The sequence below is a fragment of the Micromonospora sp. NPDC049201 genome, assembly GCF_055586805.1.
This window is the reverse complement of sequence record NZ_JBVJHM010000016.1, coordinates 38600-54605: the sequence shown is the minus strand read 5'-3', so window position 1 is coordinate 54605 and position 16006 is coordinate 38600. Positions and strand designations below refer to the sequence as shown.

The following is a 16006-nucleotide window of genomic DNA, read 5'->3' as shown; positions in this document are numbered from 1 at the left end:
CGGCGGCGCCGGCGCGGGGCTCGCCGGGTCAGCCTCGTGAGCCGAGGATCAGATGTCCGCCGCGGCCCGCTTCGTCGCTGTGTTCTCGCGCCCGACCCGGCGTTCATGGCAGCCCCTCCTCCTCGTTGCTCGGCACCGGCGCGCAAGGAAGATGCACCGGGACCGCATCCGGCCAGTGCAGCGCGACGGAACCCCAGGTCAGACCACCGCCGAAGGCCGTGAGCAGGGTGCGCCCTCCGGCGGGCACATTCCTGGCGTAGGCCATCGCGAGCGGGATCGACGCGGCGGCCGTGTTGCCAACCTCACGCAGGTTGCCGACCCGCGCGGCGGTGGGCACACCGAGCCGGTCCGAGACGAGGTCCAGCAGGCGCTGATTGGCCTGGTGCCCGACGAAGGCCGACAGGGTCGAGGCAGTCCAGCCGGCACGGTCCAGCACCGTGGTCGCCGACGCCGCCATCTGCTGAGCCGCCCGACGGTAGACCGCACCGCCGAGCATCGACAGGTACCGACTACGGCCGGCCCGGTCGGAGTACCGCGAGCCACCCCCCACGACGGTGATCAGGTGATGGTCGGCGCCGTCGCTGCCCAGTTCCCCGACCACCACCGAGCCCGGCGCACCGGCCGGTCCGGCCTCCAGAAGCACCGCGCCAGCGCCGTCACCGAAGATCACTGCTGTCGCCCGGTCGTCGGGGGCCAGCAGTCTGGAGTAGGTCTCCGCGCCGATGAGCAGCACCCGCCGGAAACCACCGGCAAGCACCAACGCGTCCGCGGTGACGAGTCCGTAGACGAACCCCGAGCAGACGGCGGCAAGGTCGAACGCCGGCGTACCGGCCAGGCCGAGCCGGGCAGCGACACGCGGAGCACTGGCCGGACAGGGCCGGTCCGGGGTGGTGGTGGCCAGCAGCACGAGATCGGCGCCGTCGACGCCGCTGGACTGCAACGCCGCACGACCAGCCGACACGGCGAGGTCGCTGGTCGCGACGCCGGGCGAGACCCATCGCCGCTGGGCGATGCCGGTGCGGGTGCGGATCCACTCGTCCGAGGTGTCCAGCCCGCGACGACGGAGGTCGTCATTCGTCACGACCCCGGACGGCAGGCAGGAGCCGACTCCGGTGATCACTGTCGCCACGCCCATCCCGTTTCCCTTCGCCTTCGCCTTGCGCGCCGCGCGTCGCGACAAGAGCGGTGCGACGCCTGCGGCGATGCCATCGGATTCCCGCTCCGGAATCCGCTGTCGTCATCCTCAGGACGTGCACCGGACGACGTTGCCCGGAGGCACGACCGGTTCACCGACCGCGCTTCCTGATCGGCTCGTAACCCGCAACGGATGCTGCCCGACGGCAACGTCACGGCGACCCAGCCACATACGGTGGCGGAAACCCTTCGAGACAGGAGCGATGATGGCAGGCACGGCAATTTCCGTGAACGTACGGTCGGCCACGAAGACGGTCGCGTTCAACACCAACACCGAATCCACCGTCAGCGACCTGAGGGCCGCGATAAATGACAGCGGGCAGTTCGGCATCCAGGCGTCCAGAGGATTCGACCTGAGCTACAGCAACCGGTTGATGGAGTCCAGCAAGACGCTGAGCTACTACGGCGTCGCGAATGGGGTGACGATCCAGCTCATCCCTTCGGGTCTCATTTCCTAGCCGTCCGCCTGCGGGGCCTCGGCACGAACACCGCGCTCACCTGACGGCGGTCGCCGCGCGATCGGTCGATGGATTCCTGCGGACCTCGAAGATCGCGCGGTGACGGCGCGCGCGGAGGAGAAGGAGAGAGGCGTCGCCGTCCTCCGGCGCAACGGATGGTCGGTCGGCCGTGTCGCCTCACGTCGCTCGACCAGCGCTGATATTCGATCCGCTGACGCAGCAGATTTCGAACGGATGACCCGCCTGATCGGATGCTGCCTTTCGTTCGTCGGTGGAACAGCGCCACTCGGGTTTTGCGCATGGAGACCCGCGACGCCGATCATCCCGCACATCGCCGCACCACCGAGTTGGAGGAAACATGGCAAGAGCACGTATCTGGTTGGCGATGGCGACCCTTACCACGACGCTGGTCGCCGTCGCCTCCCCCCTGCCGGCGCAGGCAGCCGCGCCACCACTGACCTTCCAGATCGAGAATCTGGACCTGACGGCATCGAACGGTTACCGGACCTGCGCCTACGTGGCGTCCACCGATCGGATCCGCACCGAGAGGTGCAGCCTCGCCAGCTTGAGCCAGAGGTTCTTCTTCGACGCCCTGACCTCTCAGATCACCAGCGCCCGCGTCTCGACACTGGGTCGGTGCCTGGATGTCATGAGTTCAGGCAGTTCGACGTACGCCCAGTTCCTGCCGTGCGACACGAACGACCCGGATCAGAGGTGGGAGGTCACCAATGACGGGGTCGACGATTACCTCCAGATCGTCGGATCCAACGGCAACAAGATCCTCGCCACGTTCCTGGCCAGCAGCGGCGTCGATGCCAAGATCTACCCCTATCGGTTCCGACCGGCGCCGACCGCCTTTCCCGCGCTTCTGTAGCGCACCGCCCGGCATCCGTTCCGCCGGGCTTCCACACGGTTGACGCTCGCGGGCAGCGCAGCGCAGGTGGCACCGGTAGCCGGAACGCCTGCCCGCGAGCCGTCACCTCTGGACGACTTCAGTTACCCAGGAGCCTGGCCAGCGGCCCCGTCGCTGTCTTGTCCGTCCCGCCCGGCCGGTGCGTGCCGCCCTGTCTCTCGGAGACGCGCCGCGCAACACCCGGCCCGGCTACGCCCGCTTCGTGAAGGTGGAACGTGCCCACAGGTAGCCGACAAGCACGATCGCCACGCACCACGCACCACGCACCACGCGACGGCGACGGCTGCGTCGGTGGAGTCCGGAGCGCCGTCGAACAGTCCTCGCCTGGTTTCGATGATCGGCGTGAAGGGCTGGTACTCGGCGAACTGCCGCAGGGCTCGACGACGGCAGGCGTCGCCCCCGGGCATCGGGATCGCTGTATGATTCGCTCGGCCGACCGACCAGCCGTGGCAGAGAAGCAGTGAGCGGACCAGCAACGAGCAAGCCGCATACGAGCAGCAAGTCAGTCGTTCTCGACGCGATCCGGGCGGCCGGGACGATCAGTCGGGTCGGCCTGATCAAGGCCACCGGTTTCACCGCGCCGACGATCTCCACCCTCGTCCGCAAGCTCATCAACGAAGGCCTGGTGGTCGAGACCGGGCACGCCAAGTCGACCGGGGGCAAGCGGCGGGTGCTGCTCCAGCTCGACCACACGTCCCGGTACGCCGTCGGCGTGCACCTGGACCACGGCGTCATCACGTACGCCCTGACCAACCTCGGCGGAACGGTGGTGGCCCGGATCTCCCGGCCGGGCGCCGGCGCGGACGAGCCGGCCGCCGTCGTGGCGCGGATCGCCACCGCGATAGCCGCGCTGATCGACGGCGTCGGGGTGGAGCGGGCCCGGGTCCTCGGCGTCGGTCTGGTCTTCCCCGGCCCGGTCGGCCCGGCCCGGGGCATCGGTGGTCCACCGGACGCGGGGCTCGCCCCCGTGATGCGACAGTGGACCGGCTTCCCGCTGGGCGCCGCGCTGGAGCGGGTCATCGCGCTGCCGGTGGTGCTGGACAACGATTCGACGGCGGCGGCGCTCGGTGAGCACTGGACGGGCGGATTCGGCGCCGCGACGTCGGCCGCCGCGCTCTACATGGGCACCGGCATCGGCGCCGGCCTGGTCATCGGCGGCGTCACCTACCGGGGTCCGAGCGGCAACGTCGGCGAGCTCGGACACGTGTGCGTGTCCGCCGACGGTCCCCGTTGCTGGTGCGGCGCCCGCGGGTGCGTGGAGGCGCTGGCCGGGCCGGCCGCGGTGGTCGCCGCCGCCCGATCGGACCCGGCCGCGGCCCGGGCGGTGGGTCTCACCGCGAGCGCCGGACGACCGTCGGTGATCGCCGACTTCGCCGCGATCAGTCGCGCCGCCCGCCGGGGCGAACCGCGCGCACTGGTGTTGCTGGAGCGTTCGGCCCGGCAGGTGGGCGTCGCCGCCCGGACGCTGGCGAACCTCATGGACCTCGAGGTGCTCGTGCTCACCGGGCCGAGTCTGGCCGCCGCCGGCTCGGTCTACCTCCCGATCGTCCGGCACGAACTGCGCGCGTCCTTCTCCCGTGGCACGCACACCGTCGACGTACGGCTCTCCCGGTCCGCCGCCACGGCATCGGCCGTCGGAGCCGCCGCACTGGTCCTCGAATCCGAGTTGGTCCCGTTGAGTCACGGTGCACGCCCACTCGAGCAGGTGGCCGACGAGCGGGCCCGGCTCACCGAATCGGCCAGTTGACGAACCCGGGGCGTGCGAAGTGGACGATGCGTGGGGGACGAGCGCGGTGGGCCTGGTGCTCGCCCGGCCGCCCCGCCTGCTCGGCACCGAGCCGTTCTTCATGGAGTTCATCGCGGGCATCGAGGAGCGGCTCGCCGCACACGGTCGGTCGGTGCTGCTGCACGTCGTCGCCGACCAGGCGGCCGAGATCGCCGCGTACCGCCGGTGGGCGCGGCAGCGGCTGGTCGACGCGGTCGTGCTGGTGAACCCGTCGGTCGACGACGGCCGGCCAGCGGTGCTGCGGGAGCTTCGCCTGCCCGTCGTGGTGACCGGCGAACCGACCCGGGGGGCCCTGGCGGTGCGCCGGGACGACGTCGGATCGATGCGGGCGGCACTGGCGCACCTGGTCGATCTCGGGCATCGCCGGATCGCCCGGATCAGCGGACCGGGTGCGCTCCTGCACACCCGGGCCCGCACGGCCGCCATGCTGGCGGCCGCGGCCGACGCCGCCGTCGAGGCCGTCGTCGTGGAGGGCGACTACTCGGAGGAGGCCGGGGCCAAGCTCACCGCCGACCTGCTGGCCGGGGTCGAGCCGCCCACCGCGATCATCTACGACAACGACCTGATGGCGGTCGCCGGCCTGCACGCGATCACGGAGTCGGGCCGCCGGGTTCCCGGCGACGTCAGCCTGATCGCCTGGGACGACTCCAGCCTCTGCCGTCTGGCCTCCCCCGCACTCACCACGATGAGCCTCGACGTGCACACGTTCGGCGAACTGGTCGGCGAGTCCGTGCTGCGGCTGGTCAACGGCGAGCCGGTGCCGGAACGGTGGTGCGCGACCGAGACCGTGGTCGCCCGGGAGACGACGGCCGCGCCGCGTGAACCGCATCGATCAGCTTGACTTAGTGAGGCTAATAAACAAAGCTCCGAGACGCGCTCCCATCGACGCTCCCCTCTATTGCCTAGGAGAGCATCCATGACACGTCGTCATGCCCTGCTGGCGTCGGCGGCAGCCGGCACCCTGATGGCCACCAGCCTGCTGGCGGTCACGCTGCCCGCCTCGGCCGCGACCACCGGCTGCGCGGTCACCTACACCGTGCAGAGCCAGTGGACCGGCGGGTTCAGCGGCAACGTCGCCATCACCAATCTCGGTTCCGCGCTCACGAGCTGGAATCTGACGTTCGACTTCCCCAACGCCAACCAGCGGGTCACCCAGGGCTGGAGCGCCACCTGGTCGCAGTCCGGCGCGCGGGTGTCGGCGGCCAGTCTGAGCTGGAACGGCTCGCTGGGCACCGGCGGGTCGACCACGATCGGCTTCAACGGGTCGTGGAGCGGCGCGAACCCCGTACCCACCTCGTTCGCGCTCAACGGCACGACCTGCACGGGCGCGGTCACGACGCCGTCCCCGACGACGCCCACCAGCCCACCGACCAGCACGCCACCGACCACCACGCCGCCGCCGACCACGCCGCCGCCGGGCGGCGCCGCGCCCAGCCTGCGGGTCTCCGGCAACAAACTGGTGACGGCGGGCGGCGCCACCTACCGCCTGCTCGGCGTCAACCGGGCCAGCGGGGAGTTCGCCTGCGTGCAGGGCAAGGGCATGTGGGACAGCGGCCCGGTCGACCAGGCCTCGGTCGACGCGATGAAGGCCTGGCACATCCGGGCGGTCCGGATCCCGCTCAACGAGGACTGCTGGCTGGGCCTCTCCGGCTCACCCAGCGGACCCGCCTACCAGCAGGCCGTCAAGGACTACGCGAACCTGCTGGTCGCCAACGGGATCAACCCGATCCTCGACCTGCACTGGACCCACGGGCAGTACACCGGCAACATCTCGGCCTGCGCCGACGTGAACGCCACCTGTCAGAAGCCCATGCCCAGCCGGCAGTACACGCCGCAGTTCTGGACCGGGGTGGCCAACGCGTTCAAGGGCAACGACGCGGTGCTGTTCGACCTGTTCAACGAGCCCTACCCGGACGCCGCCAACAACTGGTCGGACATGGCCGCCGCGTGGCGGTGCCTGCGCGACGGCGGCGCCTGCACCGGCATCGACTACCCGGTGGCCGGCATGCAGGACCTGGTCGACGCGGTACGCGCCACCGGCGCCACCAACGTGCTGCTGGTGCCGGGACTGACCTGGACCAACGACCTGACCCAGTGGCTGACCCACAAGCCGACCGACCCGCGCGGCAACATCGTCGCCTCGTGGCACTCGTACAACTTCAACGCCTGTGTCACCGAGACCTGCTGGGACACCCAGATCGCCCCGGTGGCCGCGCAGGTGCCGGTGCACGCCGGCGAGATCGGTCAGGACACCTGCGCCCACGACTACATCGACCGGCTGATGACCTGGCTGGACCGCAACCGGCTGGGCTACACCGCGTGGACCTGGAACCCGTGGGGATGCAGCGGCGGAAACGTGCTCATCGAGGACTACAACGGCACGCCGACCCGCAGCTACGGCGAGGGCTACCGCGCCCACCTGCTCACCGTGGCTCCGTAGGGAGACCTCCGATGACACGACAATCCCTTCGGTACGCGGTGCTGGCCGTGATCACCACGGTCCTGGCGTTCACGGTGGCGTTCCCCGGCTCCCCGGTACGGTCCGCACCGCACCTGTCGGCGGTGGCGGCGCCGATCCGGATCATGCCGCTCGGTGACTCGATCACCGCGGGCCCCGGCTGCTGGCGCGCCCTGCTCTGGAACCAGTTACGGACCGCCGGCTACTCCAACATCGATTTCGTCGGCAGCACCTCCGACGGCGGAAGCTGCAACTACGGCTTCTCCTACGACGCCGACCACGAGGGCCACGGCGGTTTCTCCGCGGTCGGCATCGCCGACAACAACCAACTCCCACCCTGGCTGAACGCGGCCCGGCCGGACGTCGTCGTGATGCACCTCGGCACGAACGACCTCTGGGGCGGCTGGCAGTCCATGGACACGATCCTCGCCGCGTTCACCAAGCTCGTCGGCCAGATGCGGGCGAACAACCCGAGCATGAGAATCATCGTGTCGCAGATCATCCCGCACCACGGCTGCGACACCTGCCCCACCGACACCGTCACGCTCAACAACCGGATCCCCGGTTGGGCCGCCGGTCTCACCACCACCCAGTCACCCATCGTCATCGTGGACCAGTGGACCGGCTTCGACGCGGCCACCGACACCGGCGACGGGGTACACCCGAACGACTCGGGTTTCCGGAAGATGGCCGACCGCTTCTATCCCGCGCTCGCGCGGGTGCTCGGCGGCACCGTCCCGCCCACCCCGACGCCGGGCCCGACCCTCTCGGTCACCCCGGCACCGTCACCGTCGACCCCACCGCCCGGCATCGGGCGGTGCACGGCGACCTACCGGACAGTCTCCCAGTGGGCCGGCGGCTTCCAGGGCGAGGTGAGCGTCCGCAACGACACGGCGGCGGCCACGACGACGTGGACCGCGACGGTGAGCCTCGGCAGCGGCCGGCAGATCACACAGTCCTGGAGCGCCACGCTCACGCAGGCCGACACGACCGCCACCGCGCGGAATCTGGCCTGGAACGGCAACCTGACACCGGGCGGCTCGACCAGCTTCGGCTTCCTGGCGTCCTCGACCGGTGACAATCCGGCGCCGGTGGTCGGCTGCACGGTCGGCTGATCTGCCGCCGGGTGTGGGCGCGGCGACGACGGCCGCGCCCACACCCGGCCCGACACCGGTCGGCCGGCAAGGAGCAGGCCGCGCGCGGTGCCGCGGCCCGATCGGGATAGATTGGAACACCGTTCCAATCGAGGAGGCATCATGGTGTCCCGGTCCTGGCTCTATGTCCCCGGCCACTCCCGCCGAATGCTCGACAAGGCCGCCGGCGTCGGGGCCGACGCGATCATCGCGGACCTGGAGGACGCGGTGCCGGTGGCGCAGCGGCCGACCGCCCGTTCGGTGGTCGCCGACTGGCTCGACTCCGGCGCCACCGGCGACGCCGACGCCTGGGTACGGGTCTCGCCGGACGCCCTCGAAGAGGATCTGCGGGCGGCGGTCCGCCCCGGCCTCACCGGCGTGGTGGTGGCGAAGGTGGACGGGCCGTCCCTGCTGACCCGCCTCGACGCCCTGCTCAGCGCCCTGGAGCGCGAGCGCGGCCTGCCGGCCGGACAGATCGCCGTCTCACCTCGACTGGAGTCCGCGCGCGGGCTCCGACAGATCGACGCCGTCGCCGCCGCGCCCCGGGTGCTGCTGCTCGGTCTCGGCGAGGCGGATCTCAGCGCCGACCTGGGCCTGCGTCCCGGCCCGGACGGGTGGGAACTGCTCCCGGCCCGGTTCGAGGCGGTCGTCGCCTCGGCCGCCGCCGGGCTGGCCGCACCGGTCGGCCCGGCCACCGTGGACTACCGGGACACCGAGAAGCTGCGAGCCGGCACCGAGGCCCTGCGCCGGCTCGGCTTCTCCGGGCGGACGGCGATCCATCCCCAGCAGGTGCCGGTGATCAACGAGGTCTTCACGCCGACCGCCGAGGAGGTGGCCGAGGCCGAGCGGGTCATCGCCGCGTACGCCGAGGGGGGCGGTGGGGCGGCGGCGGTGGACGGCACCGGAACGATGGTGGACGAGGCGGTCGCCCGTTCGGCCCGGGCGGTGCTGGTCCGCGCGCGCCGACAGTAGCCATCATTTCGTTCCGCTGAACGGATCGCTGTTGCGCTGAGCGGTCCGGCGGGCTTAGCCTGTGGCCACCGGCAAGGAGGTAGCCCCATGGCTTATGACCTGCTCATCGTCAATGCGCGGGCGGTACGCCCGGGCGAGGACGAGCCCGTACCAGCATCCATCGCGGTCCGGTCGGGCCGGATCGCGGCCATCGGGCCGGACCTCTCCCCCGCCGACGCGCACGAGGTGGTCGACGCCGACGGCCGACTGGCCTTCCCCGGTGCGGTCGACGGACACCAGCACTGGGGCATCTACAACCCGCTCGACGTCGACACCGCCAGCGAGTCGCGGGCGTCGGCGCAGGGCGGCGTCACCACCGGGCTGACCTACATGCGGACCGGGCAGTACTACCTGAACCGGGGCGGCAGCTACGCCGAGTTCTTCCCCGAGGTGCTGCGCCTGGCCGAGGGCCGGGCCTTCGTCGACTACGCCTTCCACCTCGCCCCCATGCAGGCCGGCCACATCGACGAACTCGGCACGCTGGTCGACGAGTTCGGGGTCAGCTCGTTCAAGATCTTCATGTTCTACGGTTCGCACGGCCTGCACGGGCGCTCCACCGACCAGTCGTCGTTCCTGATGACCCCGCCCGGTGAGCGGTACGACCTGGCGCACTTCGAGTTCGTCATGCGCGGCGTGCAGCGGATCCGGGAGGAGCGGCCCGAGCTGGCCGACGGCATCAGCCTGTCGCTGCACTGCGAGACCGCCGAGATCATGGCGGCCTACTCGAAGCTGGTGGAGGAGGCCGGGGAGCTGAAGGGGCTGGCCGCCTACAGCGCGTCCCGGCCGGCGCACTCGGAGGGGCTCGCGATCACCATCGCCTCCTACCTGGCCCACGAGACCGGCCTGCCGGCGATCAATTTGCTGCACCTGTCCGGCGAGAAGGCGATGGAGTCCGCGCTGCGGATGGCCGCCGCCTTCCCGCACGTGGACTTCCGCCGCGAGGTCACCATCGGGCACCTGATCGCCACCTACGACACCGCCGCCGGCCTCGGCGGCAAGGTGAACCCTCCGCTGCGTGCCGAGGCCGACCGGCAGGCGCTCTGGCGGGCGGTGCTCGCCGGGCAGGTCGACTGGGTGGTCTCCGACCACGCCTGCTGCCGGGACGAGACGAAGTTCGGCACCGACCGGGACGACGTCTTCGTGGCGAAGTCCGGGTTCGGCGGGGCCGAGTACCTGCTCCCGGCCCTGATCACCGAGGGCCGTCGGCAGGGGCTGCCGTTGGGCCGGGTCGCCGAGCTGGTCTGCGCCAATCCGGCGAAGCGCTACGGGCTGTGGCCGCGCAAGGGGGACCTGGCGGTGGGCTTCGACGCGGACATCGTCCTGGTCGACCCGGACCGCACCTGGACGGTGAGCGCCGAGGCGAGCGAGTCCACCCAGGAGTACACCCCGTTCGAGGGGTTCGAGCTGACCGCCCGGGTCGACGACGTGTGGCTGCGCGGGCACCGCATCCTCCGCGACGGCGCGGTGGTCGGCACCCCGCGCGGCGAGTACCTGCGCCGCCCGGTCAGCCGCTAGGTCGCGCCCCGCAAACCGCGCCCCTCACCCGATGGGTGAGGGGCGCGGTCGCGGAGTCGGACCGGTACCGGCTCAGACGGTGGCGTGCCGGCCGGCGAGGTAGCCGAGGCCGAGGGCGGCGAGCAGGCCGTTTCCGGCCAGGTACCCGTCCGCCCCGTGGCCGGAGATGCCGACCGCCGCGCCGCCGGCCGCGTACAGGCCCGGCACCGGCTGGCCGGCGCGCAACGCCCGGGCGTGCCGGTCCACCCGCAGGCCGCCCTGGGTGTGGAAGAGCGCCCCGGTGACCCGGACGGCGGCGTACGGCGCACGCAGCGGCACGCCCCAGGCACGCCGGCCGAACGCGTCGGACGCGGTCCCGGTGGCCGCCGCGTCGGCGTCGGCCAGGGTGGCCGCCAGCGCGTCGACCGGAGCGCCCACCACGGAGGCGAGCGCGTCGACGTCGTCGGCCCGGCGAACCGCCCCGGCGGCCACCACGTCCCGGTAGTCCTTGAACGCCAGACACGCGTCGTGGACGCGTTCGTCGTAGACCACCCAGGCCCGGCCACCCGGACGGGACAGCACCGGTACGGCGTACTCGGAGTAGCCGACCGTCTCGTCGCCGAAGCGTCGCCCGGTGGCGTCCACGAGGAAGCCGCCGTGCATGACCGTCGCCCAGGTGAGCAGGATGGCGTCCGGGACGGCCAGCGAGCCGTGCCCCTGGTAGGCGTCGAGGTGGCCGGTGTCCAGGTCGAGCCGTTCGGCCAGCCGCAACGCGTCCCCCCGGGACGCCTCGCCGCCGTGGTAGACGCCGTGGGCGATCTCGGGCAGGTGGCGCCGGACCAGCTCGGGGTCGGCGGCGAACCCGTTGGTGGCGAGCACCACCACCGGGCAGCTCAACTCCTCCCGGGTGCCGTCGGGACGGGCGAGCACCGCGCCCCGGACCGCGCCGGTGTCGTCGGTGCGCACGTCGACCAGCCGGGCCGGCACGACCAGGTGCAGGTCGTCCCGGTCCACGGCGGCGTCGAGCAGGGCGCGGTGCAGGGCCGCGCCGGAGCGGTCCGGCACGCTGTGGCAGCGCAGCGCCGAGTGGCCCGGGTAGCGGAAGTCGGTGACCAGTTCGAGCGGCACCCCGCAGTCGTCGGCCAGCCACTCGACCAGCTCGGGGGCGACCGCGGTGAGCGCGGCGGCCACCACCGGGTCGGCCCGGTCGTGGGTCTTGGCCCGGATGTCGGCGAGGAACCGACCCGGTGAGTCCTCGACGCCGGCCGCCCGCTGCCAACGGCTGCCGGCGGCCGGGATCATCGAGGTGCTCATCGCGGTGTTGCTGCCCTGCCGGAACGTCTCCCGCGCCTCGGCGAGGACGACGGTGCGGCCGGGCCGGGCGGCGGCCAGCGCGGCGGCCAGGCCGGCCGCGCCGGCGCCGGCGACCAGGACGTCGCAGTCGGTCATGACCCGGCCGTCCCGGGCGGGTTGTCGGGGTCGAGGCCGTAGAAGCGGGCCGCGTTGCGCCAGAGGATCTTCTCCCGGGCCGCGGTGTCCAGAAAACCGGCGGTACGGATCCAGTTCGCGGCGCCGCCGGGGTGGTCCCAGGCGAACGGGTGGTCGGTGCCGATGGTGAGCTGGTCCACCCCGACGCGCTCGATCACCAGTTCCAGCGCGCGCTCGTCGTGCACCAGCACGTCGTAGAAGAGGTTGCCGGCGGCGAGGTACTCGCTGGGCGGGCGGGCCATGGTGCGCTGCGCCGGGGAGATCATGTGCCAGCGGTGGTCGAACCGGCCCAGCGAGTGGATCGCGATGCCGCCGCCGTGGGTGAAGCACATCCGGAAGTCCGGGTGCCGGTCCAGCAGCCCGGAGTGGATCACCGTCATCAGCCCGATGCTCGCCTCGACCGGCGCGGCGAACGAGCTCTCGAAGTAGTACCGGCCGAGCCGGTCGCCGGCGCCGAGCTTGTCGAAGAACGCCGGGTGCACGTTGGCGGTCACCCCGGCCTCGGCCATCGCCTCCAGCACCGGCAGGATCTGCGGGTCGTCGAGGTTGCGCCCGTTGACCGCCGGGGTGATCACGAAGTGCCGCAGCCCCAGTTCCGTCACGGCGTGGTCGAGCACGGCCAGCGCGGCGTCCCGGTCCTGGAGCGGCAGTTGCGCCAGCCCCCGGTAGGTGCCCGGGGCGGCGGCCTCCAGTTCGGCCAGCTCGGTGTTGAGTTCCCGGCAGAAGGCCGCGCCCCGGGCCGCGTCCAGGTGGTAGTTGAACAGGAACCCGGCCACCTGGACGGCCTCGAAGCCGATCCCCTGCTGCGCGGCGCGGGCGGCGAGCCGGGCCGTCGGGTCGGCCAGGTCCACCTCGGGCGGGGCGAAGGCCAGCACGGTACGCCCCAACGCGAACGCCCGCCGGCCGTCGGCCTCGGTGACCGGCCGCCAGCCGTACCAGTCCCGTCCTTCCCGCCCGGCGGCGAGCAGCCCCCGGGGCCAGAAGTGGGTGTGCGTGTCGATGGCCGGCACCCCGGAGACGGCGTCTCCGGGGGCCGGGGCGGATGCGGCGGTCATGCCACCTTCACGATCTTCCCGTCCTGGACCAGGATCTCCCCGTCCACCTCCACGGTGGGGGTGAGCAGCAGCAGGTCGACGTGGATCGGGGCCTTGACCGTCCCGCCGACCACGCTGTTGCCGAGGGCGAAGTGGACGGTGCCGACCTGCTTCTTGTCCTCGGTGATGTTGCCGAGGAAGCGGGCCGCCGGGTTGGTGCCGATGGAGATCTCGCCGAGGTTGTCGCCGTTCTCCACCCCGTCGATCATGCGGCGCAGCTCGCCGGCCTGGTCACCGCCCTCGATCCGGACCGCGCGCCCCTGGTCGAAGTGGACCCGGATCGGTTCGCGCAGCTTGCCGAGCTGGTGCGCGGAACCGTCGGCGACCAGGACCCCCTGCCCGGTGCCGGTGGCCGGGGCGCTCCACGCCTCGCCGCTGGGATAGCTGGAGATCTGGCCGGGCTCGCGGGCGAAGGACGCGCCCACTCCGCAGGTGACCCCCTCCAGGCTGGCGGTGAGGTCGGAGCCCTGCTGCGAGGTGACCCGGATCCGGGAGCCGGCGGTGATGGCGTCGGCCAGCGGTTTGGTGATCCGGTGGACCTCCTCGTAGTCGGCGATGCCCGCGCCGCCGGTCAGCTCGGCCCGGGTCACCCCGGTCATCACGATCGCCCGGGCGCCCCGGTTGAGCGCCTGCTTGAGTTCGGGGGTGAAGCTCAGCGCGGTCGAGGTCGGCGAGATGATCACGTCCGCGCCGGCCAGTGCGGCGGCGACGATCCGGTTCGCCGGTTCGCCGGCCCGGGCGCGGGCGGGCTGGACCAGCAGGGTGCCCTCGGCGCCGGCGGCGGCGACCGCCGCGAGGAGCGCGTCGACGACCGCGTGGTCGGAGTTGTGGTCGGCGGCGACGGCGACCAGTTCCCCGGGCCGGACGGCCAGGGAGGTGTTCACGATGTTGTCGGCGGCCTTGGCGACCTGGATCGCGGCCCAGTCGGTCATGAGTGGTCCTCTCGCAGCAGGGTGGCGCCGGCCTTGGTGGTCCAGCCGCGCTGGAAGCTGTACGCCTCGACGATCTCCAGGGGCTGGAAGCCGTCGAGGTCCTCGTTGATCACGTCGGTGAAGATCTCCACGCCGCCGGTGCCCTTCCAGGCGTCGATGGTGGTGGCCCGGTCCAGGTCGAGCGCGAAGAGCTGCCGCTGGTCGGGCACCTGCGGGCTGGGCGAGGGGATGTGCCGGTAGGTGTAGACGCGGTGCCCGTGCGAGGGCACCGCGTCGTCGTCGATCTTCTCGGTGAGCTGGATGTCCACGTTGAAGATCCGCCGGCCGAACCGGTCCACGGTCCCCCGCATCCGGCTGCCGGGGCCGATCGGCCCGAACGCCGGGTTGGCCGGTTGGATCTTGGTCTTGTGGATGACGCCCTGCTTCTTGGCGAAGCCCATGAAGTGGCCGAAGACCACCGACCAGTCCTCGCTGACGTAGATGTAGGCGCTGAACCGACCGGGCTGGCCCTGGTAGGTGCAGTAGAGGCCGAGGATGCCCTCCTGGTACTGCGACCACTGCGGTTCGGTCCAGGCCTGGTCGGGGTGGCTGTCGCTGACCTTGACCATGTCGGCGACGTAGGCGTAGGCCAGGGCCTCCGGGTGCAGGTCGAGGCCGTCGGGCAGGTAGGCGCGGGCCTTGTCCGGGTCGACCCGGTAGATCACCTGGATGGCGTCGGCGCTGATGTGGTGCGGGGGGTCGTCGACGAGCGCGGCCCGGCCGGACGGGGAGAGGGGATTGCCGAACCCTCGGAGCGTGGCCATCAGATTCCTTCCACTCAGCGAAACGGCGTTCCACAAAACGTAGGGGGGTCCGTCGAACCGTGTCAAGGGCCGGACGGACGCCGTGACCAGCGAATCCGCCGTCTGGCGCGACGGGACGTCAGCCGGCGCCGCCGGCCGCCCGCCGCGCGCCGTCGAGGAAGAGGGTCGCGTTCTCCCGGACCACCATGTCCTTCTCCCGGCTGGTCAGGAACGGCTGGTCGGCGATCCAGCGCACCGCGCCGACCTCGGGGATGTCCCCGCCGTACGGGTGGTCGGTGCCGATCACCACCCGGTCCGAGCCGACCCGCTCGACAAGCAGTCGCAGGGCCCGCTCGTCGTGCACCAGGCAGTCGTAGTGGAACCGGCGCAGGTACCGGTCCGGCGCCTCGGCCAGCAGGCCGCTGTCCCGCCCCTGGAGGTAGCGCAAGTTGAGCCGGCCGATGCCGTACGGCAGCCAGCCGCCCCCGTGCGAGCAGCAGATCCGGGCGCCCGGGTGCCGGTCCAGCAGGCCCGAGTAGATCAGCGAGGCCAACGCCAGTCCGGATTCGAGCGGCACGCCCACCGAGTTGTCGAACATGTGCCGGCAGGTGCGCTCGCGCCCGGCCCGGGTGTACCAGTTGGCGTGGATGACGATCGCCGCCCCGGCGGCCAGCACCTGGTCGAGGATGGCGACCACCTTCGGGTCGTCCAGGTTGGCGTCCTCGACGTTGGTGCCGATGCTGAACGCGTACAGGCCGAGGTCCTTGACGGCGTGGTCGAGCACCCGCAGGGACGCGTCGTGGTCCTGGAGCGGCAGCAGTCCGAGACCGGTGAAGGTGCTGTCGGAGCCGGCCTGCGCGTCGGCCAGGTCCGCGTTGACGTCCCGGCAGTACGCCTCGGCCTCGGCGGCCGGGAGTTCGTACCCCCAGAGGAAGACCGGGACCATCGCCGCCTCGCGGACGATGCCCTCGGCGGCCCGGCGTTCCCGGCGGGCGGTCAGGTCGGTGGAGTAGAGGTCGACCGGGGCGGGGGCGTCCCGGTCGCCGGCCACGATCCGGGGGGTGGCGGCGGTGAGGTCGGCGTCCCAGGCGTGCCAGCGCCGGCCGGCCCGGACGGCCGACGCGAACTCGCGGGGCCACCAGTGACTGTGCAGATCCACGGCCTGACCAGGTCGATGCATGATGCGCACCCCTCTTGTTCCGGTTGATGAAACGGTGTTTCATAAAGTAGCGCAGCCGACGGGGGCGGGACAGGCCGACCGAC

Annotated in this window: 14 protein-coding genes; 8 read left to right on the top strand and 6 right to left on the bottom strand. The window is 71.9% G+C overall.

Annotation, left to right across the window (positions count from 1 at the left end):
- Positions 1-103: 103 nt before the first annotated feature.
- Positions 104-1081 carry a beta-ketoacyl-ACP synthase III gene (locus ACZ6O5_RS28410; protein ID WP_465980987.1) on the bottom strand — a complete coding sequence of 326 codons (978 nt, stop codon included), beginning with the start codon at positions 1079-1081 and terminating at the stop codon, positions 104-106.
- A gap of 31 nt (positions 1082-1112) precedes the next feature.
- On the opposite strand from ACZ6O5_RS28410, the gene ACZ6O5_RS28405 reads away from it, so the two are divergent.
- From ACZ6O5_RS28405 to ACZ6O5_RS28370, 8 genes are all read left to right on the top strand, one after another.
- Positions 1113-1652, top strand: a complete 540-nt coding sequence (locus ACZ6O5_RS28405; RefSeq protein ID WP_465980986.1) for a ubiquitin-like domain-containing protein — start codon at positions 1113-1115, stop codon at positions 1650-1652.
- Positions 1653-2010: 358 nt separating this feature from the next.
- On the top strand, positions 2011-2526 hold the full coding sequence (locus tag ACZ6O5_RS28400; RefSeq protein WP_465980984.1) for a hypothetical protein: 516 nt from the start codon (positions 2011-2013) through the stop codon (positions 2524-2526).
- Between the two features lie 499 nt (positions 2527-3025).
- Positions 3026-4312, top strand: coding sequence for an ROK family transcriptional regulator (locus ACZ6O5_RS28395; protein WP_465980982.1), 1287 nt, complete (start codon positions 3026-3028; stop codon positions 4310-4312).
- A 19-nt stretch (positions 4313-4331) separates the two neighbouring features.
- Positions 4332-5192 (top strand): LacI family DNA-binding transcriptional regulator, encoded by an 861-nt coding sequence (locus tag ACZ6O5_RS28390; RefSeq protein ID WP_465980980.1) that lies wholly within the window; start codon positions 4332-4334, stop codon positions 5190-5192.
- A gap of 75 nt (positions 5193-5267) precedes the next feature.
- The gene (locus ACZ6O5_RS28385) at positions 5268-6791 is read left to right on the top strand and encodes a cellulase family glycosylhydrolase (RefSeq protein WP_465980978.1); all 1524 of its coding nucleotides are present in this window, start codon (positions 5268-5270) and stop codon (positions 6789-6791) included.
- A gap of 11 nt (positions 6792-6802) precedes the next feature.
- A complete protein-coding gene (locus tag ACZ6O5_RS28380) occupies positions 6803-7924 on the top strand; it encodes a cellulose binding domain-containing protein (RefSeq protein WP_465980976.1) in 1122 nt (373 codons plus the stop codon).
- A 141-nt stretch (positions 7925-8065) separates the two neighbouring features.
- A complete protein-coding gene (locus ACZ6O5_RS28375) occupies positions 8066-8914 on the top strand; it encodes an HpcH/HpaI aldolase/citrate lyase family protein (RefSeq protein WP_465980974.1) in 849 nt (282 codons plus the stop codon).
- A gap of 87 nt (positions 8915-9001) precedes the next feature.
- Complete coding sequence (locus ACZ6O5_RS28370; protein WP_465980972.1) at positions 9002-10468, top strand: dihydroorotase; 1467 nt, start codon at positions 9002-9004, stop codon at positions 10466-10468.
- A 72-nt stretch (positions 10469-10540) separates the two neighbouring features.
- Here the strand turns inward: ACZ6O5_RS28370 and ACZ6O5_RS28365 are convergent, their stop codons facing one another.
- From ACZ6O5_RS28365 to ACZ6O5_RS28345, 5 genes are all read right to left on the bottom strand, one after another.
- The gene (locus tag ACZ6O5_RS28365; protein WP_465980970.1) at positions 10541-11896 is read right to left on the bottom strand and encodes an FAD-dependent oxidoreductase; all 1356 of its coding nucleotides are present in this window, start codon (positions 11894-11896) and stop codon (positions 10541-10543) included.
- A complete protein-coding gene (locus ACZ6O5_RS28360) occupies positions 11893-12990 on the bottom strand; it encodes an amidohydrolase family protein (RefSeq protein ID WP_465980968.1) in 1098 nt (365 codons plus the stop codon). The genes ACZ6O5_RS28365 and ACZ6O5_RS28360 overlap by 4 nt, the downstream gene beginning before the upstream one ends.
- Positions 12987-13961, bottom strand: coding sequence for an aminopeptidase (locus ACZ6O5_RS28355; protein ID WP_088643360.1), 975 nt, complete (start codon positions 13959-13961; stop codon positions 12987-12989). The genes ACZ6O5_RS28360 and ACZ6O5_RS28355 overlap by 4 nt, the downstream gene beginning before the upstream one ends.
- Complete coding sequence (locus ACZ6O5_RS28350; protein ID WP_107155352.1) at positions 13958-14764, bottom strand: acetoacetate decarboxylase family protein; 807 nt, start codon at positions 14762-14764, stop codon at positions 13958-13960. The genes ACZ6O5_RS28355 and ACZ6O5_RS28350 overlap by 4 nt, the downstream gene beginning before the upstream one ends.
- Before the next feature lie 118 nt (positions 14765-14882).
- The gene (locus ACZ6O5_RS28345; protein WP_465980965.1) at positions 14883-15923 is read right to left on the bottom strand and encodes an amidohydrolase family protein; all 1041 of its coding nucleotides are present in this window, start codon (positions 15921-15923) and stop codon (positions 14883-14885) included.
- Positions 15924-16006: the final 83 nt, after the last annotated feature.